The organism is Arthrobacter sp. GQ119, from assembly GCF_059759125.1.
The window spans coordinates 45090-71078 of the sequence record NZ_JCAXEA010000014.1 but is presented as its reverse complement, the minus strand read 5'-3'; the positions used below and the strand labels follow the sequence as shown (position 1 = coordinate 71078).

Genomic DNA, 25989 nt, shown 5'->3' with positions numbered 1-25989 from the left:
GTGTCGGCGCGTACTACGCTCTTGGCATGGCCGCCGCAGCACAAGCACCTTCCGCCCGGGCAACATTCCTGCCCGATACCGCCTCCACGAGACAGTACATCGGGGCCTGGGCCGTACTCAGCGTGGTGCAGTATTTCGTGGCGGAGGCGGCCGTGATCGGCGCCTGGGCCGGGCCCGAACCCTACGACCGCCGGACCGGGTTCATCAGCGACCTCGGCGCCGTTCACTGCGGCGTTTTTGACGGGCGCAGCGTCTGCTCGCCGCTGCACCCGCTGATGAACGCCTCTTTTGTGGTCCAAGGCCTGGGAATGCTGCTGGGTGCCCTGCTGCTGAGTTCGGCGCTGCTGCGGATCGCTGCGCGGCCGGGAGCGCCGGTGGCGGCGAGCCACAGCGGCGAGGTGCCGTGGTTCGCGGCCGTTGGCACGCGCGTCTTCACCGGAACGGCCGGCGCCGGAACCATCATCGTGGGGCTGGTGCCCGAGGACGTGGGCTCGGGCTGGCACTTTGCGGGTGCCGTCATGTACTTCGCCGCCGGGTCCTTCGCGTTGCTGCTGCTGGGTGGCCTGTGGCTGGGGCAGACACCGCTGGGCCGGTTCATCCTCGCGTGCGGCATCGTGTCCCTCAGCGCCCTGGTAACGGGCGGGGTGACGGGCATGAAGGTGCCGGAACCCGGGACATTGGAGCGGCTGATGGGCTATCCGATTACGGTCGGCCTGGCTGCTGCCGGCCTCGTCGTTGCCCAGCGCGTCCACCACGAACGCGCCGTCCGCAAGGCACTCAGGGCGCGCTCGGCCTAATCCCCGGGTCCGCTTTGGGCTGCCTTTACGGGCTAGGCTGCGGACTGGCCCGCTGAGCCCGCTTCGACCGGCGGCGCCCCAAAAAGACTGCGGCCGCGCCGGCAAGCAGGCTCAGCACCAGCAACACCCAGCCCGCAACGGTGAGGAAGGACGCCAGGGCGACCTGTCCGGCGTCGAGCGTGGGCGCAGACACCATGGCGTCGATGGCCACGTTCCCCCATAGCCGTGCAACCACGAACAGCAGCGGCAGGGACCACAGCGCCCAGCGCAGCGTCTTTCTCGCCACGTTGGTGCCAATCAGGATGAGCCAGGTGAAGCCGAAGATCAGCGGAAAGAGCGTGCCTGCGGTCTTATGCAGGTAGTTGAGCTGGCCGATGGCGTCGCCGTTCAGAACGCGGCGCAGTTCCCCCACGAAGCCCGGATCAAAGCCGCCGATGAGGGAATCGGGCATCGGCAGGCCCCCGGACAGCTGGGTGAGCTGGTTCAGCGTCAGCAGATGGAGATACCAGAACAGGAACAGGCTGGCCACGACACCCGCGATGATGATGAGGTTGCCGTTGCTCTGGGCCTTCTGCGGAGTGCGGTCCGTGGTCGGATTGATCACCGGCGGCAGGTCGTGCTGCGGGACCACCGCCTTCGCGCCGTGCTTTTTAATCCGCTGTGCAGGTGTCTTGGCCATGCATCCATTATCGCCGGAGCCCGTTGTCGTCCTGAGTCCGTTGTCGCCTGAGTCTGTTGTCATCCTGGGGCCGCCCGCCGATAGGCTGGGGGCGTGACGGAACTTGGAAGACACAAACTGGGTAAACACAGCGCGGCCAACCTGAGCCCCGGCCTCGACGACTTCGAGCTGGCGTCCGCGCTGGTCCGCGAAGCCGGGATGCTGGCCCTGATGATGCGGCAGGGCGGTCTGGATTCCCAGCGCAAGACCTCGGTTTCGGACATCGTCACAGCGGCAGACCATGCGGCGGAGGCCTATGTGCTGGAACAGCTGCAGCGCTGCCGCCCCGAGGACGGGGTCCTGGGCGAGGAGGGCGCGGCCGTGCGCGGAAGCAGCGGCCGCACCTGGGTCATCGATCCCGTGGACGGAACCTACAACTTCCTGCACGGTTCCACATACTGGTGCTCCGCGATTGCCCTCAAGGACGAATCGGATGTGCTGCTCGGGGCCATCTTCCAGCCGGAAGAGGACAAGCTCTGGCTGGGCGGGGCGAGCCGCCCGGCCACCCTCAACGGCGACGTTGTCACCACCTTCAAGGCCGACGGCGCAGACCGCAGCGCGTCCCCTCTCGCCGACATTGGCGCCGCCACCTACATCCATCCCCGCTGGCTCGCGGACCCCATGTGCGCCATGCCCTGGCATGCGGCGGCCACGTCGGCCGCCACGCTGCGCATGCTCGGCTCCGGCTCCTGCGACCTGGGACGTGTGGCCGACGGTGAGCTCGGCTGCTGGTTCCAGCACAGCTGCCCCGAGTGGGATTGGCTTCCCGGGAAAGCGATCGTCCTTGCCGCCGGCGGCGCCGTCGGCAGCGTCTACGTGAACGGCTTGGAATGGTTCATGGCAGGGGGCACGACGGCGGTGCATCAGTTGCGTGCGGCCCTCGAGTCAGGCTCCGTGGACTAGGCTTTGTCACTGCTCTCCGGGAGGGAATCACACTCTCCGGGAGGGAAGTCCGGAGTTATCCACAGGGGCGGAATCGAGTGTCAGCCCCACCGCCTAGACTTGTAGTCACCATGGATATGTTGTTTGACCCGTACGCTGACGGACCTTTCAAAGCCGGCACCCACGCGGCCGCCCTGACCAAGTCGCGCCCTGAACCCGGTCTGGCGCCGGCCGAATTTGGCGGCGGGGGCCATGGCCCGAAGGAACCGCATCAGCCTGAAGCGGCCGGGGGTGGTGAGACCAGCACCTGGACCCGGCCCAAGCTGCCGGACGCCGGCGCCTTGCTGCAGGGGCTGAACCCGCAGCAGGAAGAGGCTGTGAAACACGCCGGCAGCGCGCTGCTGATTGTGGCCGGTGCGGGGTCGGGCAAGACACGCGTTCTCAGTAACCGGATCGCCTACCTGATCGCCACCCGCCGCGCCCACCACGGCGAGATCCTGGCCATCACGTTCACCAACAAGGCCGCCGCAGAAATGCGGGAACGCATCGAGGCGCTCGTCGGCGGCCGGGCCAAGACCATGTGGATCTCCACGTTCCATTCTTCCTGCGTCCGGATCCTGCGCCGCGAGGCAGCCAACGTTGGCCTGAAATCCAACTTCTCCATCTACGACTCCGCGGATTCCCTCAGGCTCATTACGCTCGTGGCCAAGAACCTGGACCTGGATCCCAAGAAGTTCGCGCCCAAGGCCATCCAGCACAAGATCTCCGCGCTCAAGAATGAACTGATCGACGCCGATTCCTACGCATCGTCGGCGAACTACAACGATCCCTTCGAACAGGCCGTTGCCGAGGTCTTCAAGGGCTACACCCAGCGCCTGCGCCAGGCGAACGCCATGGACTTCGACGACCTCATCGCCGAAACCGTCTACATGTTCCGTGCCTTCCCGGCACTCGCCGATTCCTACCGCCGGCGGTTCCGGCACGTCCTCGTGGACGAGTACCAGGACACCAACCACGCCCAGTACGCCCTGGTCCGGGAAATCGTGGGCGAGGGACCGGACGCCGCGGAACTCACTGTCGTGGGCGACTCCGACCAGTCCATCTACGCCTTCCGCGGCGCGGACATCCGCAACATCGTGGAGTTCGAAAAGGACTATCCGGACGCCCGCACCATCAAGCTCGAACAGAACTACCGCTCCACCCAGAACATCCTGAGTGCGGCCAACTCCGTCATTTCACGCAACCCGAACCGGCCCGAGAAGCGGCTGTGGACCGCGGAGGGAGAGGGCCACAAGATCATCGGCTACGTCGGCGAAAACGAACACGACGAAGCACAGTTCATCGCCAAGGAGATCGACCGGCTGCAGGACGAGGACAACCTTCGTCCCGGTGACGTCGCCATCTTCTACCGGACCAACGCGCAGTCACGTTCCATCGAGGACGTCCTGGTGCGGGTCGGGCTGCCGTACAAGGTGGTGGGCGGCACGCGGTTCTACGAGCGCAAGGAAATCAAGGACGCGCTGGCCTACCTGCGCGTGCTGGTCAACCCTGATGACGACGTCAACCTCCGCCGCGTCCTGAACGAACCCAAACGCGGCATCGGCGACCGCGCCGAGGGCGCCGTGGCCGCCTTGGCAGAACGTGAACGCACGTCCTTCATGGCCGCAGCCCGCCGCGCCGACCAAGCCCCGGGCATGGCCACGCGCTCGGTCAACGCGGTGCTGGGCTTCGTGAAGCTCCTCGATGATCTGGCCGAGGTCGCGGCCGGGTCCGGCGCAGCAGCCGCCCTGGAAGCAGTGCTGGAACAGACCGGTTACCTGGCAACCCTGCGATCCAGCACCGACCCGCAGGACGAGTCCCGGGTGGAGAACCTGGCCGAGCTCGTCGCCGTCGTGCGTGAGTACGAACAGGACAACCCGGAAGGGTCCCTCGAAGCCTTCCTGGAACAGGTATCCCTCGTGGCGGACGCGGACCAGATTCCGGATGCGCCGGGGGCGGATATCGACGCCGCCGTGGCCGAGGCCAAGCGCCTGGGCGTCGTCACGCTCATGACGCTGCACACGGCCAAGGGCCTCGAATTCCCCGTGGTGTTCCTCACCGGCATGGAGCACGGCCTCTTTCCGCATCAGCGCTCCGCCACGGACCCGAAGGAACTGGCAGAGGAACGGCGCCTCGCCTATGTGGGACTGACCCGTGCCCGGAAGCGGCTGTATGTCACCCGCTCCGAAGTGCGCAGCATGTGGGGCCAGAGCCAGTACAACCCCGCCAGCCAGTTCCTCGAGGAAATCCCCTCCGACCTCGTCGAATGGAAGCGCGAAGGCACCAGCAGGCAGGCGGGCGGCTGGGGGAGCGGCGCCTCAATCGGCTCCAGCCGCTACGGCGGATCCTTCTGGGGTGCAGGGGCTGCACGGGGCGGGAAGGCTGACTCCTCGGCGGGCTTCAACGCTGACGTTCCCGCCGCCGTCGCGAAAAACCGGGTGCAGCCGCAAAAAGAGGTGATCGCGGTCAGCGTGGGGGACAAGGTCAATCACACCAGCTTCGGCAACGGCACGGTGCTGGCGGTGGAAGGTGCGGGGGATAAGACGGTGGCGAAGGTGAAGTTCGACGTCGGTGAGAAGCGACTGCTGCTGCGCTACGCGCCGCTGACCAAGCTCGACGCCTGACCATGGCGGTGGTGCGCAGGTCGCTGGTGGCTGCCGCGGTTGGGGTCCTCGCCGTGCTGGCCGGCACGGGCTGTTCCGTCACCGTGCCGGATCCCGGGTACACTCCGCCACCGCCGTTGCCAGCCCTCGAACAGCTCAGGCAGGCTCCGCTGACCGACGCCGCCGCTTTTCGGACCGGTGATGATGTGCTGGCCTTTGTCACGGCCGACCGGAACGTCGTCTGCGCCCTGACTTCCGCCCGCGGCGCACACGTGAACCTGCCCTACGAACCGAACAACTTCGGCGATTCCGCCAACAGGAAGCTGGACACGGTTCCCGTGGCGCACTGCGAGTTGGCGGTGTACCCCGCGCCCGAAGCCGCGGACATCAGGGACAACTGCACCGGAACGGGCCTGGGCTACCTCGGCGGAGCCGCCCTGCTCACACCGGACCGGGCCAGGTACGGGGAATGCCGGTCCGGCGTCACGGCGATGGAATCCGCCTTTGGGCCCCAGGGAACAGGGGACGGAGTGATCGCCGCGCTTCCCGTCCTCCCCGAAGGCGGCAACCTCGAACGCAACGGCCTGAGGTGTTCGGCGTACGACTCCGGGGTGGCCTGCGGCAACGTCACCGGCGGCGTTGCATTCGTCGTCAGCCGGGATCATTACGAGATCATCTCCGGTGCGGACAAAAAGGCCTCCACGGCACCGTCTGAGGCCCCAAAAACCCCGTAATCATGCGGTTTTTCTACGGTCCATAGAATAGTGTCCTTACTCACATAACAGGTAGTCTGGAAAGGCCTTGTCCCCATTAAGGACTAGAGTTCCCAGAGGAGCATTGCGCTGCGTGGCTCGTCTCCGGACCTGCCGCAGGGCGCGTTTATTCCGCAGTCCGGTCCACATCTGTGGTGCTTTCCGGCTGTACAGAAACTACTTCGACGTAGAAGGACACTAAACCGTGGACCTGTTTGAATATCAGGCGCGCGATATGTTCGAGGCGCACGGTGTACCCGTGCTTGCTGGCATCGTGGCGCACACCCCTGAAGAAGCAAAGGCAGCTGCCGAGAAGATCGGCGGCGTAACTGTCGTAAAGGCGCAGGTTAAGGTCGGTGGCCGCGGCAAAGCCGGCGGCGTCAAGGTTGCCAAGTCCGCTGGCGAGGCGCTTGAGCACTCCACCAACATCCTGGGCATGGACATCAAGGGCCACACCGTTAACAAGGTGATGATCGCCCAGGGTGCGGATATCGCCGAGGAATACTACTTCTCCGTTCTGCTGGACCGGGCCAACCGCAACTACCTGGCCATGTGCTCGGTTGAAGGCGGCATGGAAATCGAGCAGCTCGCCGTCGAACGTCCCGAGGCGCTGGCCAAGGTTGCCATCGACCCCGCCGTGGGCATCGACCAGGCCAAGGCCGACGAAATCGTCGCCGAGGCCGGTTTCGCTGAGGAGCTGCGCGGCAAAGTCGCCGCCGTCATCCTCAAGCTGTGGGACGTCTTCAAGAAGGAAGACGCCACCCTCGTGGAGGTCAACCCGCTCGTCAAGACCGGCGCCGGCGACATCGTTGCCCTCGACGGCAAGGTGACCCTGGACGAGAACGCCGACTTCCGCCACGCCAAGCACGCGCTGCTGGAGGACAAGGACGCTGCCGATCCGCTCGAAGCCAAGGCTAAGGCGCAGGACCTCAACTACGTCAAGCTCGACGGCGAAGTTGGCATCATCGGCAACGGTGCAGGCCTCGTGATGTCCACCCTCGACGTCGTCGCCTACGCCGGCGAGAGCCACGGCAACGTCAAGCCCGCCAACTTCCTGGACATCGGCGGTGGAGCTTCCGCCGAGGTCATGGCCGCTGGCCTCGACGTCATCCTGGGCGACGAGCAGGTCAAGTCTGTATTCGTGAACGTCTTCGGCGGCATCACCGCGTGTGACGCTGTTGCCAAGGGCATCGTGGGTGCGCTGGCCGAGCTTGGCCACTCCGCCAACAAGCCCCTCGTTGTCCGTCTCGACGGCAACAACGTTGAAGAAGGCCGCCGCATCCTGGCCGAGGCCAACCACCCGCTGGTTACCCTGGCCGCCACCATGGACGAGGGCGCCGACAAGGCCGCCGAGCTCGCCTACGCAGCTAAGTAAAGGGACGCACCATGTCTATCTATCTGAACAAGGACTCCAAGGTCATCGTCCAGGGCATCACCGGCGGCGAAGGCACCAAGCACACCGCCCTGATGCTGAAGGCCGGCACCAACATCGTTGGCGGCGTTAACGCCCGCAAGGCCGGTACCACGGTTCTGCACGGCGAGAACGAGATCACCGTTTTTGGCACCGTCAAGGAAGCCATGGCGGAGACCGGCGCCGACGTCTCCATCGTCTTCGTTCCGCCGGCATTCACCAAGAACGCCGTCGTTGAAGCCATCGAGGCAGGCATCGGCCTGGTCGTGGTCATCACCGAAGGCGTTCCGGTCCAGGACTCCGCCGAATTCTGGGCACTGGCCCAGTCCAAGGTGGACGCCGACGGAAACCAGATCACCCGCATCATCGGGCCGAACTGCCCCGGCATCATCACCCCGGGTGAAGCCCTGGTCGGCATCACCCCGGCGAACATCACGGGCAAGGGCCCCATCGGCCTGGTGTCCAAGTCGGGCACCCTGACCTACCAGATGATGTATGAACTGCGCGACCTTGGCTTCTCCACCGCGATCGGCATCGGCGGCGACCCCATCATCGGCACCACGCACATCGATGCGCTGGCCGCTTTCGAAGCTGACCCGGAGACCAAGGCGATCGTCATGATCGGCGAAATCGGCGGCGACGCCGAAGAGCGCGCAGCGGACTTCATCAAGGCCAACGTCACCAAGCCGGTTGTGGGCTATGTGGCAGGCTTCACCGCGCCCGAAGGCAAGACCATGGGCCATGCAGGCGCCATCGTCTCGGGTTCCGCCGGTACCGCCCAGGCCAAGAAGGAAGCCCTCGAGGCCGCCGGCGTCAAGGTCGGCAAGACGCCGTCCGAGACCGCAAAGCTGCTGCGCGAAGTTTACGCAGCCCTGTAGTTCCCGCGGGACATCAGTCCCGAAAGCAACGCGGGGTCACCTCGGACAATCCCAACTGGATTGTCCGGGAGTGGCCCCGCGTTTCTTCATTTAAACCCTTGTCCCCGGACGCAGCGGGGCTTAAGCTGTTAACAACCTAAAGGTTGATCAATGAGGGCCTTGATAAATGACAGCCTTGAAAAACTAGAGCCTTAATAAACTAGAACCTTGATCAATAAGACGGTTGAACATTAGGAACATCTGCACCAGTTCTAAGGCAGTGGCAGTGGACACGATGGACGATGACGATCTCCTCGACTTGGCCTTCCTGGCCCTGTCCGATCCCGTCCGCCGCCGCCTGATCTCCCGGCTTAGCAGGGGGCCCGCCACCGTCAACGAACTGGCCGAACCCTTCGCGATCACTAAACAGGCGGTCTCGAAGCACATCCAGGTACTCGAGCAGGCGCAGCTGGTCACCCGCACCCGCGATGCCCAGCGCCGGCCCGTCCACCTGAACCCCGCACGGCTCGAAGCGCTGACCGCGTGGATCGACCAGTACCGGCTGGTCCGCGAGGCCCAGTTCCGCAGCCTCGACGCCGTGCTCCGCTCCCAAGCCGCCCCAGGCGGCAGCAGCTCCAAGGAGAAAAAATGAGCAACGAGCTTAAACTCACCGTTCCCGACGGCCTCCCGTTCATAGACTTCGAGCGGGAGTTCGATTTCCCCGTTGCCGATGTATTCCGCGCACACAAGGAGCCTGACCTCATCACGCAGTGGCTTGGGCCGCGAGGCACCAACGTGGACATCGATCACTACGACTTCCGCTCCGGCGGCAGCTACCTCTACAACCACACCGGCCCGGACGGCGCAAAGTACGCCTTCAGCGGCATCTTCCACACCGTCCGCGAAAATGAGTTCGCCATCCAGACCTTCGAATTCAGCGGCTATCCGGACGTCGTCAGTATTGAATTCATGAATTTCGAGGATCTCGGAAACGGCCGCTGCCGGCTGCGGGGGCACTCCGTCTATCCGACGCAGGAGGCCCGGGACGGGATGGCCCAATCCGGAATGGAAGGCGGCATGAGCGACGGCTACGAACGGCTGGAGGAACTGCTCGCCAAGTAAGTCCGGCTCGGACTTCTGAAGACAGAGGCCCCGGCAGTCACCCCACGCACGACGCCGGGCGGTCACCTTCTCCCAGAAGGTCACCGCCCGGCGTCGTGCTTTTTTCTTTTTTGCATGCAGGGGCGAAGCCTTGTACCGGTCCAATGGAATTTGCTAGTTTGATAGGACAAACTAACAAAGGAGCACCGTTGCCACTCGTTCGAATCGACGTCAATGAAGGCCGCACCCCGCAGGAGCTGCAGCAGCTCAGTCGGGGAATCCACGACGCCATCCTGGCCGAATACAAGATTCCGGAGCGCGACTACTTCCATATCGTCACCGAGCATCCGGCGGGGCAGATCTTCGCGCAGGATGCCGGCCTCGGCTTTGAACGCACGCCGAAGGTCGTCATGATCCAGATATTCACCCAGGGCGGGCGCAGCCAGGAGGCAAAGCAGTCCCTGTTCGCTGCCGTGGCTGCCGGGCTGGGGGAGCTCGGGGTCGGCGGCGAGAATGTGTTCATTGGATACGTGGAAAACACTGCCGGGGACTGGTCCTTCGGATTTGGCCGGGCCCAGTACGTCACGGGCGAGCTTGCAGTACCTAAGAAGTAGGGGCGTGCGAGGCGTGCCCGGACGTCCTGCGGGCCGCCTCGGCGACCTTCCGCTTGCTGAGCGCTTCCACCGAAATGCAAGTTGTAAATATGTCAGTACAAACCTTTGACAGGACATTCAATCTAGGGCAAAGTAGGGGTGTGGCCCCGCTCACGGGGGTCTGCAAGCACCGGAGCCCAGGCTGTTCAGCTGCTTAGGTACAGAGTTCAAACAGAAAGGTCCGCGATTACCGTGACCCACGAACTGCTCACGATCGGGCGAATCAGCGTTGATATCTACCCGAACGATATTGGGGTGGACCTGGAGGACGTGACGTCCTTCGGCAAGTACCTTGGCGGCTCCCCGTCCAACGTGGCTGTTGCTGCGGCCCGCCACGGCCGCCGCGCCGCAGTGATCAGCCGGACCGGCGATGACGCCTTCGGAAACTACCTGCACCGCGAGCTGCGCAAGTTCAACGTGGACGACGCCTTCGTCACCCCGGTGAAGGAATGGCCCACGGCGGTGACGTTCTGCGCGATCAAGCCGCCGGAAGACTTTCCGCTGTACTTCTACGGACGCGTTCCCACGGCACCGGACCTGCAGATCACAGCCGATGACCTGGACCTCGAGGCCGTCAGGAATGCCGGGATCTTCTGGTCCACCGTGACGGGCCTGTGCCAGGAACCCAGCCGCGAAGCCCACATCAAAGCCCATGAGGTCCGTCCCCGCGCCGGCCTGAAGGAGGGCCAGCACACCATCCTGGACCTGGATTACCGCCCCATGTTCTGGGCCTCGGAAGAGGAAGCACGCGCCCAGGTGGCCAGGATCCTGCCGCATGTCACAGTGGCCATCGGCAACGACAAGGAATGCGCCGTTGCCGTTGGCGAGGGCACCCCGGACGAGCAGGCAGACCGCCTGCTTGCGGCCGGAGTGGAAATCGCCGTCGTCAAGCTTGGCCCGGACGGTGTGATGGCTAAGACCCGCACCGAACGCGTGGTCTCCGCGCCGGTTCCCGTGGAGACCGTCAACGGGCTCGGCGCCGGCGACTCCTTCGGCGGAGCCTTCTGCCATGGGCTGCTTTCCGGCTGGCCCCTTGCCCAGGTCCTTGACTACGCCAACGCCGCCGGCGCGATCGTTGCCTCCCGCCTGTCCTGTGCCGATGCCATGCCGACTCCCGACGAGGTCATCTCGCTGCTGGCCGAGCGCGGCCGCCTCGCCCCCGGTGCTGTTCCCCGCAGGGACTCCAGCCAACTCGCCCCCGAAGGAGCATCCCTGTGAGCCTCAACCCCGGCGCCGCCACTCTCACCGTGGATGACGATCCCCGCCGCTACGCGCACCTGAGCACTATCCGCCTCGAGGACCCGGACGCGGTGGCCCGCGCCGCCAAGGCACGCCGCCGCCATCCCGGCCCCAAGTCCGGCAGGCAGAACTTCATCGTCGCCGCCGACCACCCGGCCCGCGGAGCCCTCGCCGTAGGCAGTGATCCCGTGGCCATGGCTGACCGCCGCCAGCTGCTGGACCGGCTGCAGATCGCGCTGGCCAACCCGGCCGTGGACGGCGTGCTCGCCTCGCCCGACATCATGGATGACCTGCTGCTGCTCGGTGCGCTGGAGGGCAAGCTGCTCTTCGGCTCGATGAACCGCGGCGGCCTCACTGGCCTGGTCAACGAATTCGATGACCGCTTCACCGGCCACACCGCCGCCGCCCTGGAAGCCCTCGGCGCCGACGGCGGCAAGATGCTCACGCGCATCTGCCTCGGCGACCCGGACACCGTCTCGCTGCTGGAGGCGACGGCCAAGGCCATCGATTCCCTCGCCGAGCGCAAGCTGATCGCCATGGTGGAACCGTTCCTGTCTATCCGGGAGAACGGACGGGTCCGCAACGACCTCTCAACGGATGCCGTGATCAAGTCGATCGCGATCGCCGAAGGCCTGGGCTCCACGAGCGCGTACACCTGGATGAAGCTGCCCGTCGTGGCAGAGATGGAGCGCGTCATGGCCGCCACCACCATGCCCACGGTGCTCCTGGGCGGGGATCCGGAGGGCACGCAGGACGAAGTCTTTGCCGCCTGGGAAGCCGCCCTCGCGCTCCCCGGCGTGCAGGGACTTACCGTCGGACGGACCCTGTTGTACCCGCAGGACGGCGATGTTGCCGGTGCCGTCGCCGCGGCGGCTGCCCTCCTCAACCACACCACAGAAGTATCGGAGTAACCTCCCATGGAGACGAGAACAGCAACAGGAACCCGCCGCATGACCGTGGCGCAGGCCGTGGTCGAGTACCTCTCCAAGCAGTACACGGTTGACCGGATCGGCACCGAGGACTACCGGGCGCGCCTCATCCCGGGAACATTCGGCATCTTCGGGCACGGCAATGTTGCCGGCGTGGGCCAGGCCCTGAAGCAGTACCAGGCCGCCGACCCCGCGATGATGCCGTACTACCAGGGCCGCAACGAACAGGCACAGGCGCACCAGGCCGTGGGCTACGCCCGGCACACCCGCCGCCGCCAGACGTTCGCCATCAGCACCTCCATCGGCCCCGGCTCCTCGAACCTGCTCACGGGCGCGGCGCTCGCCACCACTAACCGGCTGCCGGTGCTGCTGCTCCCCAGCGACACCTTCGCCACCCGTGCCGCGGACCCCGTGCTGCAGCAGCTCGAGCAGCCCCACTCCTACGACATCACCGTGAACGACGCGTTCCGGCCGCTGTCCAAGTTCTTCGACCGAGTCACCCGGCCCGAGCAGCTGTTCTCCGCGTTCCACCACGGCCTGCGCGTCCTGACCGACCCGGCCGAGACCGGCGCTGTGACCATCTCGCTGCCGCAGGACGTCCAGGCCGAAGCCTTCGACGTGCCGGAGGAATTCCTCGCTGAACGCGAGTGGCGGATCCGCCGCCCGGACGCCGACGACGAGGACATCCGCCGCGCCGCCGAAGCGATCCGCGCCGCGAAGCGCCCGCTGATCATCGCCGGCGGCGGCGTCCTGTACGCCTACGCCAACCACGAACTGGCCAGTTTCGTGGAGCTGACCGGAATCCCGGTGGGCAACACCCAGGCCGGCGTCGGCGTCCTGCCGTGGGATCACAAGCTCTCGCTGGGAGCCATCGGCTCCACGGGCACGACGGCGGCCAACGCCATCGCTGCCAGGGCGGACCTGATCATCGGGATCGGCACACGCTACGAGGACTTCACCACCGCGTCCCGGACCGCGTTCCAGAACCCCGGCGTGAAATTCATCAATATCAACGTCGCCGCCATCGACGCGTACAAGCACGGCACCACGCTGCCGATCGTGGCCGACGCCCGAAAGGCCCTGGTCAAGCTGAACCAGGCCCTCGGCGGCTACCGCGTGGGCGCGGATCTGGAACACCGGGTCGCGGCCGAGAAGCAGCGCTGGGACGCCACGGTGGACGAGGCCTTCGACACCCGGCACACGCCGCTCCCCGCGCAGAACGAAATCATCGGCGCCACCAGCCGCGCCATGGACGCCCAGGACGTCGTGATCTGCGCCGCGGGCTCGCTGCCCGGTGACCTGCACAAGATGTGGCGGGTGCGCGATCCATTCGGCTACCACGTGGAATATGCCTACTCCTGCATGGGCTACGAAATCCCGGGCGGCCTAGGCGTCAAGCGCGCAGCGCTGGCTGAGGCCGCGGCCGCCGGCGCTGAAGGCAAAGGGCGTGACGTCGTGGTGATGGTGGGGGACGGCTCCTACCTGATGATGCACACCGAACTGGTCACCGCCGTCGCTGAACGCATCAAGCTGATAGTGGTCCTGATCCAGAACCACGGCTACGCCTCCATCGGCTCGCTGTCTGAATCCCTCGGTTCCCAGCGTTTCGGCACCCGGTACAGGGCGTTGGATGAGGAACAGCACAGCTTCGACGACGGCGAAACGCTGCCCGTTGACCTGGCCCTGAACGCCGAAAGCCTGGGCGTGAAGGTCATTCGCATCGAACCGGGGGAGAAGGTCATCGCCGAACTGGAGCAGGCCGTCCGCGACGCCAAGGCAGCCCCGGAGCGCGGCGGCCCCATCCTCATCCATGTGGAATCCGACCCGCTGTTGGATGCCCCGAGTTCCGAATCCTGGTGGGACGTCCCCGTCTCCCAGGTCTCGGACCTCGAATCGACCCGGCAGGCCTACCAGACCTACACCGACCACAAGAGCCGCCAGCGCAAGCTGCTGGGCTGAATTCCCTTCAAACTTCGACCACTCAAGGAAGCGCCCAATGACGACCACCACTTTTGACACAGCAACGATCAGCCACTTCATCAACGGCGCCGAGACCGCCGGCGAAGGTGACCGCACACAGCCCGTCTACAACCCGGCCAACGGAGCCGTCACCGGCGAACTGCGGCTCGCCAACCGGGCAGACCTGGATAACACCGTTGCGGCCGCCCGCGCCGCCGCCGACAGCTGGGGCGACATTTCCCTGGCGAAGCGCACCGCGGTGCTGTTCAAGTTCCGCGAACTCGTCGCGTCCCACATCGACGAACTCGCCGAGCTGATCACGGCCGAGCACGGCAAGGTCCTTTCCGACGCCAAGGGCGAGATCGGCCGCGGCCTGGAGGTCATCGAGTTCGCCTGCGGCATCCCGCAGCTGCTCAAGGGCGACTACTCGGACCAGGTCTCCACCGGCATCGATGTCTTCTCCTTCCGCGAACCGCTCGGCGTCGTCGCCGGCATCACGCCGTTCAACTTCCCCGTCATGGTGCCGTTGTGGATGGCGCCGATGGCGATCGCCACCGGTAATGCCTTCATCCTTAAGCCCTCCGAGCGCGACCCCTCCGCCTCCATGCTGCTGGCCAGGCTGTGGAAGACCGCGGGCCTGCCCGACGGCGTGTTCCAGGTCCTGCACGGCGGCAAGGAAACCGTCGACGGACTGCTGACCCACCCGGACGTGGACGGCATCTCCTTCGTCGGCTCCACCCCGATCGCCAAGTACGTCCACGAAACCGCCACGAAGCACGGCAAGCGCGTCCAGGCCCTGGGCGGGGCGAAGAACCACGCCATCGTGCTGCCCGACGCCGACCTGGACAACGCCGCGGACCACCTCGCCGCCGCCGCCTTCGGCTCCGCCGGCGAACGCTGCATGGCCATCTCCGTCGCCGTCGCCGTCGGGGACGCCGCCGAGCTGCTGGTCAAGAAAGTCCAGGAGCGTGCCCAGGCCGTGAAGGTCGACAACGGCACCGCCCCCGGCGCCGAAATGGGACCGGTCATCACCCCGGCCTCCAAGGAACGCATCGTCAAGATCGTCACCGAAGCCGAAGCCGCCGGCGCCGCCATGGTGGTGGACGGCCGCGACCTCGTGGTCCCCGGCCACGAAGACGGCTTCTGGGTCGGCCCCACCGTGATCGACCACGTCAAGACCGAAATGACCGCCTACACCGAGGAAATCTTCGGACCCGTCCTCGTCGTCGTCCGTGTGGACGACCTGGACGCCGGGATCAGGCTGATCAACTCCAACCCCTACGGCAACGGAACGGCGATCTTCACCTCCTCCGGCGCCTCCGCGCGGAAGTTCCAGCGCTCCGTCACCGTCGGAATGATCGGCATCAACGTCCCGCTGCCCGTCCCGGTGGCCTACCACTCCTTCGGCGGCTGGAAGGCCTCCCTCTTCGGCGACAAGCACATCTATGGCCCCGAAGGCGTCTCCTTCTACACCCGCGGCAAGGTCGTCACCTCCCGCTGGCCCGAACCCACGCACGCCTCCGGCGCCTCCTACAACTTCCCCTCCAACTAGCGACCCGACTATCCACAATCGACTGCTCCGTACCCGCCGTTTCGAGCATCCAAAACGGCACTTGCGGAGCAATCGATGACAAGGATTGAGATATGACTGAGAACAAACTGATCATCGGCACGGCGCCGGACTCCTGGGGCGTGTGGTTCGCAGACGACCCGAAGCAGACCCCGTGGGAGCGGTTCCTGGATGAAGTGGCAGAGGCCGGCTACAAGTGGATCGAACTGGGCCCGTACGGCTACCTGCCGAACGACCCCGCGCGGCTGGCGGAGGAGCTCAGGCAACGCGACCTGAAGGTCACCGCAGGAACGGTTTTCACCGCGTTCCACCGCGGGCTGGACCAGTGGGAGACGGCCTGGGAGCCGGCCCGCAAGGTTGCCGAACTGACAGCAGCCATGGGCGGCGAGCACATCGTGGTCATCCCCGCCATGTGGCGCGACGACGTCACCGGTGAGGCCGTGGAGAGCGGCACGCTCAGCGACAAGGCCTGGGGGGACCTGTTCGCCGGCCACAACCGGCTCGGAAAGACGCTGCTCGAGGACTTCGGCCTCAAACAGCAGTTCCACTCCCACGCCGATTCCCACGTCGGGGTGCAGGAAGACATCGAGACGCTCCTGGGTGCCACGGACCCGCAGTACCTGAACCTCTGCCTGGACACCGGCCACGCCGAATACTGCGGAGCCTCCAGCCTCGAGCTCATCAAGAACTACCCGGACCGGATCGGGTACCTGCACCTTAAGCAGATCAACCCGGACATCCTGAAGAAGGTCAACGAAGAAAACATGACCTGGGCAGCGGCAAACCTGGCCGGCGTCATGACGGAACCGCCCAACGGTCTGCCGGACTTGCGAGCGGTCATCGAGGCTGTGGAAGCCCTGGACCGACCCATCTTCGGCATCGTGGAGCAGGACATGTACCCGGTTGCCTTCGACGTTCCGATGCCCATCGCCAAGCGCACCCGCAACTACCTGCTGTCCTGCGGCTCCCGCACCGCCGTCAACTAACGGCCGCCCAGGCACTCGAAACGTAAGGAAAGAACAATGACTGAAACCCTTCGCGTCGCCGTCATCGGCGCCGGCCGCATGGGCGCGGACCACATCCAGCGCCTCAGCAAGCGCATTCACGGCGCTGAAGTCGCCGCCGTCGTCGACGTCGACCTGGCCCGCGCACAGGCCGCCATCCAAGGCATCCCGGGCGCCGTCGCCCTGGCCGACGCTGATGAGGCGCTCAGCAACGGAGACGTCAACGCCGTCCTGATCGCCACGCCCGGCTTCCTGCACGAGGACATCCTGCTCAAGGTCCTTGCCAAGGACATCCCGATCCTCTGCGAAAAGCCCCTGACCCCGGACGCCGAGTCCTCCTGGAAGATCGTCCAGGCGGAGGAAAAGCTGGGCCACAAGCGCATCCAGGTGGGCTTCATGCGCCGCTTCGACGCCGAATACGCCGCCCTGGGCTCCGTAATCCGCGACCGCGAGCTCGGCGAACTGCTGATGCTGCACCACCAGCACCGCAATCCCAGCACCCCCGCGGGCTTTACCAACGAGATGCTGATCAACGATTCGGTGGTGCACGAGTTTGACGCCATCCGCTTCTTCACCGGAGAAGAAATCACCAGCGTTCAGGTCCGCCTCGGCAAGGCCACGAAGAACGCCCCGGCCGGGCAGCACGATCCCCAGCACGTCCTGATCGAGACCGAATCCGGTGTCCTGGCCGACGTCGAAATCTACGTCAACGCCAAGTTCGGCTACGAAGTGGCCACGCAGGCCTCCTTCGAAGAGGGCATCGTCAGCATCGGCGGAGACAAGGGCCCCTACACCCGCAGCGCCGGCCGCTGGGGCGGCACGGTCACCCCCGGTTTCGAAGAGCGATTCGGCGCCGCGTACGACGTCGAAATCCAGTCCTGGGTGGACGCGGCACTCCGCGGCGAAATCGGCGGCCCCACCGCCTGGGACGGCTACGCCACCGCAGCCTGCTGCGAAGCCGGCGTCGAGGCGCAGAAGAACGGCGAGAAGGTCGCCGTGAAGCTGAACGCCAAGCCTGCCCTTTACGGCTAGGACAAACGGAAGGGGCCGGCGAGGCCGGCCCCTTCCGTTCATTTCCGGTCCGACGCACAACTGACTGATCCACAATGGAGTGTTCCACGTGAAAATCGCACTTGACCCCACGCCGTTCCACCACTCGCACAGCCTGCTCGAATTCCCCCGGGTGGTGGCGGACCTCGGTTACAAGTACATGCAGATGACCCCGCACGCCGACTTCATCCCCTTCTACAACCACCCGAAGGCCGATGACGAACTGGTGGGCCAGCTGAAGAAAGCCAGCAAGGACGCCGGAATCGAGATCGCCTCGGTACTGCCGGTGCTCCGCTGGTCCGGGCCGGACGAAGACGCCCGCGAAGCCGCCGTCCGCTACTGGAAGCGCGCCATCCAGATCACCGTGGACCTGGGCGTCGGCACCATGAACACCGAATTCAGCGGCCGGCCGGAGAAGGCCGAGGAATCCGAGCGCGCCTTCTACCGCTCCATGGAAGAGCTGCTGCCCATCATCGAACGCGAAGGCATCGACTTGCTGATCGACCCGCACCCGGACGACTTCGTGGAAGAAGCCCTAGCCGCCATCCGGGTCATCCGCGGCCTCAACTCCAGGAACGTCGGCCTGGTCTACGTGGCCTCGCACAGCTTCCACATGAAGGACGCGCCGCTGGATATCATGCGCGCCGCGGGGGACAAGCTGCGCCTGGTGCACGTCGCCGACACCATGGACCACCACGCCTCGCACGGCCTGCGCTACATCACCAACCCGCCCGGCAACCCGGTCCGTGTGCACCAGCACCTGAAAATCGGCGACGGCGACGTCAACTGGGAAGAATTCTTCGGCGGCCTGCAGGAAATCGGCTTCCTGGACCGTGAAAACACGGTCATGGTGTCCAGCGTCTTCGCCGAAGACGAGAACGCCGACGAGGTCTCGCGCTACCAACTGGACACGATGAACAACTACATCGCCAAGGCACGGTAGCCGCCGCCCTATGAAGCAGACAGAACAAACACTTCCCAGTTCGCCGACCGAGTCCCCGGCCGGGCGCGGTGGCCTGGACAGGAGCGCCGCCAATCCCAAACGATTCATGCGGCGGGTGGCCCTGTTCTCCACCTTTGGCGGGCTCCTCTTCGGCTACGACACCGGCGTCATCAACGGTGCCCTGCCGTTCATGCAGCGCGACCTCGGACTGACCCCGCTGACTGAAGGGTTGGTCACCTCCACCCTGCTTTTCGGCGCGGCTTTCGGTGCCATCACCGCCGGCCGCCTGTCCGACCGCTTCGGCCGCCGCAGGACCATCATGGTGCTTGCCCTCATCTTCGCCGTCTCCACCATTGCCTGCTCCCTCGCCCCGACGACGGAGCTGCTGGTAGCGGCCCGCACCGTTTTGGGCCTCGCAGTCGGCGGGGCATCGGTGATCGTGCCCGTGTACCTCGCGGAGATGTCACCGGCGGCCCAACGCGGACGGATCGTCACGCAGAACGAGCTCATGATCGTCACCGGCCAGTTCCTGGCCTTCACGTTCAACGCCGTCCTGGGCAACGCCTTTCCGGAGGCCTCCCATGTGTGGCGCTGGATGCTGGTCATCGCGACGCTGCCCGCCGTCGTCCTCTGGTTCGGCATGCTGGTTCTCCCCGAAAGCCCCCGCTGGCTGGCGTCCGCCGGACGCTTCGGTGAGGTCCTCGCAGTGCTGCGCAAAACCCGGGCTGCTGCGGATGTCTCCACCGAGTTCGACGACGTGCGGCAGGCAGCCCGGGAAGACTACCAATCCAAGCTCGGCACTTTCCGGGACCTCACCGTGCCATGGATCCGCAGGATTTTCGTGGTGGGCCTGGGGATGGCGGTCATCAACCAGATCAGCGGCGTCAACGCCATCATGTACTACGGCACGTCCATCCTCTCCAACTCCGGCTTCGGGGACCAGGGAGCCTTGCTCGCCAACGTCGTCAACGGCGTCACCTCAGTGGTGGCCGTCATCATCGGCATGTCCCTCATGACGCGGGTGCGCCGCAAGTCCATGCTGATCGTTGGACTGGTGGGCACGGCATCGTCACTGTTGGCCATCGGCCTGATCTCGATGCTGATCCCGGAAAGCACCCTGCGGGGCTACCTGGTGCTGCTGTTCATGGTGACGTTCCTGGCGTCCATGCAGTCCTGCATCGGCACGGTGACGTGGCTGACCATGTCCGAGATCTTCCCCCTGCACGTGCGGGGCATCGGCATGGGCATCTGCGTGTTCGTCCTGTGGATGATCAACTTCCTGATTGGATTCTTCTTCCCGCAGATGGTCGCGTGGATCGGCGTTTCGACCACCTTCTTCATCTTCGTGGCCGTCCAGCTGGCAGCCATCGTGTGGGTGAAGCGCGTGGTCCCGGAAACCAAGGACAAGAGCCTCGAGGACTTGGAGCACCACTTCAAGAACGTTGGAGTCAGGGACCCCGCCGCGGTCAAATAAGGGCAGGCACGGGCCTGGCTGGGAGCCGGACTACACGGGCGCGTGCAATTTGGGCAGGGCGTCCACGAGCGGGGCCAGTTCCGGGATGCCCTGGGCTTCGGCCAGGGTGCGCTCCAACGCCGCGTCGTGGACGGGCCGGGCGTCCTCCAGGAGCTTGATGCCGCTGGCCGTAAGCTCCGTGTAGATGCCGCGGCGGTCATCGGCGCACAGGACGCGGGTCAGCAGCTCACGGTCCTCCAGCCTGTTCACGAGCCGCGTGGTGGCACTGGCGCTGAGAGCGGTGGCGCGGGCGAGCTGCTGCATGCGCATGTGCCAGCCGTCCTGACGGCTGAGGGCGTCCAGCACCGTGTATTCCACGACGGAGAGCTGCGCGTGGGACTGCAGCGAGCGTTCGAGCTCCGCTTCGATCAGTCCGTGCAGCGCTGCGAGCGTCCGCCAGCCCTGCGCGCGCACTTCAACGGCGTCGTCCTTGATGCCCATTGTTCTTCCTCCTTCAGGCGCCCAGCGTGGGAGACGGGCACGGCAAATAGTTGCTTGCGCGGGATATTTGCTTGTGCAACAATAAATACCGCGTCTGCAACTATTAGCCTACGTGCCCCATCCCATTCCGTACAGTTCCAAGGAGCACCTCCATGCCTATCGGCCTGATTGCCCTCGCCCTTGGCGGGTTTGGCATCGGACTCACTGAGTTCGTCATCATGGGCCTGCTGCCCGAAGTGGCCGCAGACTTCCGGGTCAGCGAGGCCTCGGCCGGCTGGCTGATCTCCGGCTATGCGCTCGCCGTCGTGCTCGGTGCGCTCGGGCTGACCGCCGCGGTGACCCGCTTCGAACGCAAGCCCGTCCTCGCCGTCCTGCTCGTACTGTTCATCGCCGGCAACCTGATCTCCGCCACGGCCCCCGACTACTGGATGATGATGGCCGGCCGCGTCGTGGCCGCCCTCGCGCACGGCGCCTTCTTCGGTATAGGCGCTGTGGTGGCCGCCGACATGGTGGCGCCCACCAGGAAAGCCGGCGCCATCGCCATCATGTTCACCGGACTCACGGCCGCCAACGTGCTGGGCGTTCCCTTCGGCACCATGCTGGGCCAGGCGGCCGGCTGGCGCTCCACCTTCTGGGCCATCACCGGAATCGGCGTGCTCGCTCTGGCGGGCATTCTCGCCCTCGTGCCGAAAACGGGACATGGTGAGGCAGCCCCCGGCGGCCTGCGCCGGGAACTGCGGGCCTTCCGCTCCGGCCAGGTGTGGCTCTCCATCCTGGTGACCATCCTGGGCTACGGGGGCATGTTCGGCGCCTTCACCTATATCGCCTACACGCTGACGGAGGTCTCCGGATTCTCCGCGGCTGCGGTCCCGTGGCTCCTGATTGTCTTCGGGGTGGGCCTGTTCATCGGCAATACCCTTGGCGGCAGGGGTGCCGACCGCAACGTGGACCGCACCCTGCTGGTGGTCCTCTCGGCCCTGGCGGTGGTGCTCGTCGCGTTCGCCCTGACTGCGGGCAGCCAACTCCTGACCATCGCCTCCATGGTGCTCATGGGCAGCTTCGGCTTCGCCACGGTTCCAGGCCTGCAGATGCGGGTCATGAAGTACGCCGACGGCGCCCCTACCCTCGCGTCCGGCGCCAACATCGGCGCGTTCAACGTGGGCAACGCCCTGGGCGCCTGGCTGGGCGGCGTGACCATCACGGCGGGACTCGGCTACACGTCGCCCATCTGGGCCGGCGCCGGCATCACCCTGCTGGGCCTCGCCGTGATGGCGTTCGCCGCCGGCAAGGCGCCGGCGTTCGCCGACGCTGCTGCAGTTTCTGCCGGGTCTGACGCCAACGCTCCTGCAGATTCTGCAGTGCCGGCTGTCCGCTGAACCGGCTACGGCCTCATCCAGGAAACGCTAGGCGCGGAACGGCAGGCGCGGATCCACGTCCTGGGCCTCCCAGCTCTGGCGGACCCAGCCATGGTGGGGATCGTCGCTGATGAGCCAGTCACGCACCCGTCCGGGCCCGGCCATGACATTCAGGTAGTACATGTCGTATCCCGGCGCGGCCATGGCCGGGCCGTGCCAGCCGTAGGGGACCAGGACCACGTCGCCGGTGCGGACCTCGGCGGCGACGTCGATGGGGCGCTCGTCGGAGGCGTAGACCCGCTGGTAGCCGATGGCGTCCGCGTCACCGCCCGGGCCCGCGATGCCGGGAACATCCGCCACCCGGGTCTCGAAGTAGTAGATCTCCTCAAGTGAGGTCTCACCCTCCTTCTCCTCATCGTGCTTGTGGGGAGGGTAGGAGGACCAGTTGCCGGCGGGCGTGATGACTTCGCACACGATGAAGCGGTCTGCCTCCAGCGCCGCGGGGGTGCCGAAGTTGTGGACCTGGCGCGAGCAGTTCCCGGCGCCGCGCAGTTCCACCGGGGTCTCCGCCGCCGTGACCAGGCGCGTGGGGTACTGGACGTTGGCGGGCGCCGTGGCGACGGCAACCCGGCCGCCGTCGGACGAACTGACCGTGACCGCCTTCCCGGTGCCGGAGTACAGCACGTCTGTAGGGCCGCTGAAGACGCTGGCGCGGCCGGCCAGCTGATACTTCTCACCGTCCACGGCCGCCGTAAAGGCGCCGCTCAGCGGAATCACGATGCGTTCCTCGCCCGCCGCGGGGAGTTCGACGACGGCGCCCGGGGCCAGCGTGGCCACCTTCAGCCCGGTATGGGCCCACCCCTGCACGGTGATGGCGGAGTCCGCTGTTCCCAGCGAAACGTCCCAGCAGCCTTCGGCTGCGCTGCCCAGGGGATATACCCAGTCGGCCATAGATTTGTTCTCTTTCGGGTCGTAGGTGGTGGTCGGGGTTCGGCTACCTCTGTACGAGGGTCATTTCAAAGCTGTAGGAATCGCCGCGGTACACGTGGCGTCCGGTCTCGACGTTCCGCCCGGTGTCGTCAACGGCGGTGCGCTCCATGGTCACCAGCGCCGAGCCGGGCTCCGTTTCCAGAAGCGGGGCCTGGTATTCGTTGGCCACCATTGCGCCAATCCGCTGTGTGGCCAGCCGGAAGTTGACTCCGCCGCCGCGAAGGATGCTGTAGAGCCCCTGCGAGCCGAGCAGATCCTCATCAATGTGCGTGATGTCATCGCGGACCCAGTTTTCCATCAGGGCCAGCGGTTTCCCGCCGACCTTGCGGAGCCTGGTGAAGTGGTAGACCTTCGCGCCGGCCTGCAGGTGCAGTGCCTTTTGCGTGGCGTCGTCGGCTTCGACATGAGCGAACGACAGGACCTCGGTGGTGGGCTTGCTGCCGTTGTTGGCGAGGTCGTCATACAGGCTGGAGAGTTCCAGGGGGCGGCGGACCTGGCTTGAAACCACTTGGGTGCCCACCCCGCGTTTGCGGACCAGCAGTCCGGAGCGGACCAGTTCGTCCATGGCCTTGCGCATGGTGGGCCGGGATAGGTTCAGCTGGGCGGCGAGGTCGATTTCGTTCTCCAGCCGGCTGCCCGGCTCCAGGAGCCCAGTGTGTATCGCGGCCTCGATGCCCTGCACCACCTGGTGGTAGAGCGGCACCGGCGATGACCTGTCGATGCTGAGGTGAAGTTGGTTCGCCATTGAGTGCTCCCTTTTATGCTGCGGGCAGTCCTGCGTCCAGCTGCCCATATGTCAGCTGCATGTTCGCTTGATAGGACATACTGCCTTTCTTGATATTAGCAGCGGGTGCCCTTGGGTCAAGGCCCCTCCCTTTGCTTCTCGTGGTGATGCGGGTGGCCTCGCAGTCCCATCGGCGGCAGTTTCGTTAAAACATCCTAATGTCAGGACAAACTATTGACATCTGTGGTCTAAGTCACCATGATCGGTGTAGCAGGCTTGCCGACCCCGCACCGTGGCGGAGGTCGCGGCCCCCCGAATCGAAGGAGATCTATTGTGACGAAGTTCTTTTGGCGCCGTGCGGCGGTCGCAGCAGTTGCAATCCCCATGCTGGCGATGACCGCGTGCTCCAGCACTGGTGGCAGGCCGGCTGATGCGGGCAACGCCGGCGGGGGCGGGCAGGTGGTCAACACTCCCCGGATGAAAGTCGCGCTGATCACCCATGCGGCCCCGGGAGACACGTTCTGGGACATCGTCCGCAAGGGAGCTGAGGAGGCCGCCGCAAAGGATAATGTCGAACTGCTCTACACCTCCGACCCTGAAGGTGGACGCCAGGCGCAGCTTATCCAGCAGGCAATTGATCAGAAGGTGGACGGCATTGCCGTGACACTGGCTAAGCCGGATGCGCTGAAGGACTCCCTCAAGAAGGCCACAGACGCCGGCATACCTGTAGTCAGCCTCAATGCCGGCGAATCGGTCTCTGCACAATTGGGCGCTTTCACCCACTTCGGGTCCAACGAAAAGCTTGCCGGCGCCGCCGTCGGAACGAAGCTCAGCGAACTGGGGCTCAAGCACCCCATCTGTGTTATCCAAGAGCAGGGGCACGTGGGTCTGGAAGCCCGCTGCGCAGGGGTCAAGGAAAAAGTGGCCGGAACGGAGATCCTGTACGTACCCGGTACGGACATGGCCCAGGTTTCCTCCACAGTTACCGCCAAACTGCAGGCCACTGCTGACGCCGATGCCATCATTGGCTTGGGTGCGCCCTACACATTGACCATTCTGAAAGCCGTGACCGGCGCCGGCAGCAAGGCCAAAGTGGCCTCGTTCGACATGAACCCTGAGCTCGCCCAGAAGATTGCCGACGGAGAAGTCATTTTTACAGTTGATCAGCAACCGTGGCTGCAGGGCTACGGCTCAGTTGATTCGCTGTGGCAGGCCAAGCGCGGTGGCTTCAAGATCGGCGGCGGGCAGCCCGTGCTGACCGGCCCGGCCATTGTCGACAAGGCTGCAGCAACCGACGTCCTCAAGTTCGCGAAGGACGGCGTCCGCTAAGGACACCCCTCCCGCCGGGTCCGCGGCTCCAGGCAGCGGATCCGGCCCTAGGCAGGAGAATCATCATGACCATCACCCAGAGTGTGTCGAAACCCCCGGCGCTGCGCGATGAGCGCGTGGCCAAGCGCAACCCCTTTCAGAAACTCCTGGCACGTCCTGAAGTCGGCGCCCTCGTGGGCGCAATCGTCCTCTTCGTCTTCTTCGCCTCGGTTTCCCAGACCTTTATCCAGCCGAACGCCTTCGCCACCGTCCTCTACGGCAGCTCCACCATTGGCATCATGGCCGTGGGAGTGTCGCTGCTGATGATCGGCGGCGAGTTCGACCTATCCACAGGCGTTGCCGTGATCAGCTCGGCCCTGACAGCCTCCATGTTCAGCTGGTACTTCAGCATGAACGTCTGGGTCGGCGTGCTCCTGGCGCTCGTAGTGTCCCTGGGCATCGGCTTCATCAACGGCTGGATCCTGATGAAGACCAAGCTGCCCAGCTTCATCGTCACCCTCGCAACCTTCCTGATGCTGACCGGCCTCAACCTGGGCCTGACCCGCATGATCGGAGGCGGCGTGTCCTCGCCGTCCATTTCCGACATGGACGGCTACCAGGCAGCCCGGGCCATCTTTGCCTCCTCGGTGAACATCGCCGGGGTGGACGTCAACAACACCGTCTTCATCTGGATTGCCCTGGTTGCCGTGGCGTCCTGGGTGCTGCTGCGCACCAAGGTGGGCAACTGGATCTTCGCCGTCGGCGGCGACGCCAACGCTGCCCGCGCAGTGGGCGTCCCCGTCAAGGCGACCAAAATCGGCCTGTTCATGGCGGTCGGTTTCTGCGGCTGGATCCTCGGCATGCACAACCTGTTCGCATTCGACGCCGTGCAGTCCGGCGAAGGCGTGGGCAACGAATTCCTCTACATCATCGCAGCGGTCATCGGCGGCTGCCTCCTCACCGGCGGCTACGGCTCGGCCGTGGGCGGCGCGATCGGCGCCTTCATCTTCGGCATGGCCAACAAGGGCATCGTCTACGCCCAGTGGAACCCGGACTGGTTCAAGTTCTTCCTGGGCCTGATGCTGCTCCTGGCCACCATCGTGAACCTGATTGTCAAGCGCCGCGCAGACGCAAGTAAGTAAGGGCGAACA

Annotated in this window: 24 protein-coding genes; 20 read left to right on the top strand and 4 right to left on the bottom strand. The window is 65.5% G+C overall.

Features of this window, described 5'->3' with window-relative positions; translation table 11 throughout:
* Positions 1–26: 26 nt before the first annotated feature.
* On the top strand, positions 27–797 hold the full coding sequence (locus AC6CH3_RS14050) for a DUF998 domain-containing protein (RefSeq protein ID WP_498133031.1): 771 nt from the start codon (positions 27–29) through the stop codon (positions 795–797).
* Positions 798–822: 25 nt separating this feature from the next.
* On the opposite strand, the gene AC6CH3_RS14045 is transcribed toward AC6CH3_RS14050, so the two are convergent.
* Positions 823–1476, bottom strand: coding sequence for a hypothetical protein (locus AC6CH3_RS14045; protein WP_498133030.1), 654 nt, complete (start codon positions 1474–1476; stop codon positions 823–825).
* A gap of 93 nt (positions 1477–1569) precedes the next feature.
* Here AC6CH3_RS14045 and AC6CH3_RS14040 point away from each other — a divergent pair, with 93 nt between their 5' ends.
* From AC6CH3_RS14040 to AC6CH3_RS13965, 16 genes are all read left to right on the top strand, one after another.
* Complete coding sequence (locus AC6CH3_RS14040) at positions 1570–2418, top strand: inositol monophosphatase family protein (protein WP_498133029.1); 849 nt, start codon at positions 1570–1572, stop codon at positions 2416–2418.
* Between the two features lie 110 nt (positions 2419–2528).
* A complete protein-coding gene (gene pcrA / locus AC6CH3_RS14035) occupies positions 2529–5060 on the top strand; it encodes a DNA helicase PcrA (protein ID WP_498133028.1) in 2532 nt (843 codons plus the stop codon).
* Between the two features lie 2 nt (positions 5061–5062).
* Positions 5063–5773 carry a hypothetical protein gene (locus AC6CH3_RS14030; RefSeq protein WP_498133027.1) on the top strand — a complete coding sequence of 237 codons (711 nt, stop codon included), beginning with the start codon at positions 5063–5065 and terminating at the stop codon, positions 5771–5773.
* 223 nt (positions 5774–5996) lie between these two features.
* Positions 5997–7166: an ADP-forming succinate--CoA ligase subunit beta gene (gene sucC / locus AC6CH3_RS14025; protein ID WP_498133026.1), complete on the top strand. Its 1170-nt coding sequence runs from the start codon at positions 5997–5999 to the stop codon at positions 7164–7166.
* 11 nt (positions 7167–7177) lie between these two features.
* A complete protein-coding gene (gene sucD / locus AC6CH3_RS14020) occupies positions 7178–8080 on the top strand; it encodes a succinate--CoA ligase subunit alpha (RefSeq protein WP_400581231.1) in 903 nt (300 codons plus the stop codon).
* Between the two features lie 274 nt (positions 8081–8354).
* A complete protein-coding gene (locus AC6CH3_RS14015; RefSeq protein WP_498133098.1) occupies positions 8355–8711 on the top strand; it encodes an ArsR/SmtB family transcription factor in 357 nt (118 codons plus the stop codon).
* Entirely contained in the window at positions 8708–9181 is a 474-nt protein-coding gene (locus AC6CH3_RS14010; RefSeq protein WP_498133025.1) for an SRPBCC family protein, read from the top strand. Before AC6CH3_RS14015 ends, AC6CH3_RS14010 begins: the two co-directional genes overlap by 4 nt.
* Before the next feature lie 188 nt (positions 9182–9369).
* The gene (locus tag AC6CH3_RS14005; RefSeq protein WP_498133024.1) at positions 9370–9774 is read left to right on the top strand and encodes a tautomerase family protein; all 405 of its coding nucleotides are present in this window, start codon (positions 9370–9372) and stop codon (positions 9772–9774) included.
* 231 nt (positions 9775–10005) lie between these two features.
* On the top strand, positions 10006–11031 hold the full coding sequence (gene iolC, locus AC6CH3_RS14000; RefSeq protein ID WP_498133023.1) for a 5-dehydro-2-deoxygluconokinase: 1026 nt from the start codon (positions 10006–10008) through the stop codon (positions 11029–11031).
* Complete coding sequence (locus AC6CH3_RS13995) at positions 11028–11963, top strand: Cgl0159 family (beta/alpha)8-fold protein (protein ID WP_498133022.1); 936 nt, start codon at positions 11028–11030, stop codon at positions 11961–11963. The genes iolC and AC6CH3_RS13995 overlap by 4 nt, the downstream gene beginning before the upstream one ends.
* A 39-nt stretch (positions 11964–12002) precedes the next feature.
* Positions 12003–13940, top strand: coding sequence for a 3D-(3,5/4)-trihydroxycyclohexane-1,2-dione acylhydrolase (decyclizing) (iolD, locus tag AC6CH3_RS13990; protein ID WP_498133097.1), 1938 nt, complete (start codon positions 12003–12005; stop codon positions 13938–13940).
* A 37-nt stretch (positions 13941–13977) separates the two neighbouring features.
* Positions 13978–15492: a CoA-acylating methylmalonate-semialdehyde dehydrogenase gene (locus AC6CH3_RS13985; protein ID WP_498133021.1), complete on the top strand. Its 1515-nt coding sequence runs from the start codon at positions 13978–13980 to the stop codon at positions 15490–15492.
* A gap of 92 nt (positions 15493–15584) precedes the next feature.
* Positions 15585–16496: a sugar phosphate isomerase/epimerase family protein gene (locus AC6CH3_RS13980; protein ID WP_498133020.1), complete on the top strand. Its 912-nt coding sequence runs from the start codon at positions 15585–15587 to the stop codon at positions 16494–16496.
* 36 nt (positions 16497–16532) lie between these two features.
* On the top strand, positions 16533–17546 hold the full coding sequence (locus AC6CH3_RS13975) for a Gfo/Idh/MocA family protein (RefSeq protein WP_498133019.1): 1014 nt from the start codon (positions 16533–16535) through the stop codon (positions 17544–17546).
* Positions 17547–17634: 88 nt separating this feature from the next.
* On the top strand, positions 17635–18507 hold the full coding sequence (locus AC6CH3_RS13970; protein ID WP_498133018.1) for a sugar phosphate isomerase/epimerase family protein: 873 nt from the start codon (positions 17635–17637) through the stop codon (positions 18505–18507).
* A gap of 10 nt (positions 18508–18517) precedes the next feature.
* Positions 18518–19981 (top strand): sugar porter family MFS transporter, encoded by a 1464-nt coding sequence (locus AC6CH3_RS13965; protein ID WP_498133017.1) that lies wholly within the window; start codon positions 18518–18520, stop codon positions 19979–19981.
* A gap of 30 nt (positions 19982–20011) precedes the next feature.
* On the opposite strand, the gene AC6CH3_RS13960 is transcribed toward AC6CH3_RS13965, so the two are convergent.
* Positions 20012–20461, bottom strand: a complete 450-nt coding sequence (locus AC6CH3_RS13960; RefSeq protein ID WP_498133016.1) for a MarR family winged helix-turn-helix transcriptional regulator — start codon at positions 20459–20461, stop codon at positions 20012–20014.
* Positions 20462–20613: 152 nt separating this feature from the next.
* Between AC6CH3_RS13960 and AC6CH3_RS13955 the strand changes: the two genes are divergently transcribed.
* Positions 20614–21837, top strand: a complete 1224-nt coding sequence (locus tag AC6CH3_RS13955; RefSeq protein ID WP_498133015.1) for an MFS transporter — start codon at positions 20614–20616, stop codon at positions 21835–21837.
* Positions 21838–21864: 27 nt separating this feature from the next.
* Here AC6CH3_RS13955 and iolB read toward each other — a convergent pair whose 3' ends face one another.
* Entirely contained in the window at positions 21865–22767 is a 903-nt protein-coding gene (gene iolB / locus AC6CH3_RS13950) for a 5-deoxy-glucuronate isomerase (RefSeq protein ID WP_498133014.1), read from the bottom strand.
* A gap of 43 nt (positions 22768–22810) precedes the next feature.
* The gene (locus AC6CH3_RS13945) at positions 22811–23551 is read right to left on the bottom strand and encodes a GntR family transcriptional regulator (protein WP_498133013.1); all 741 of its coding nucleotides are present in this window, start codon (positions 23549–23551) and stop codon (positions 22811–22813) included.
* A gap of 312 nt (positions 23552–23863) precedes the next feature.
* Here AC6CH3_RS13945 and AC6CH3_RS13940 point away from each other — a divergent pair, with 312 nt between their 5' ends.
* Positions 23864–24859 carry a substrate-binding domain-containing protein gene (locus AC6CH3_RS13940; RefSeq protein WP_498133012.1) on the top strand — a complete coding sequence of 332 codons (996 nt, stop codon included), beginning with the start codon at positions 23864–23866 and terminating at the stop codon, positions 24857–24859.
* A 65-nt stretch (positions 24860–24924) separates the two neighbouring features.
* Positions 24925–25980, top strand: a complete 1056-nt coding sequence (locus tag AC6CH3_RS13935) for an ABC transporter permease (RefSeq protein ID WP_498133011.1) — start codon at positions 24925–24927, stop codon at positions 25978–25980.
* The last annotated feature ends 9 nt before the right edge of the window (positions 25981–25989 follow it).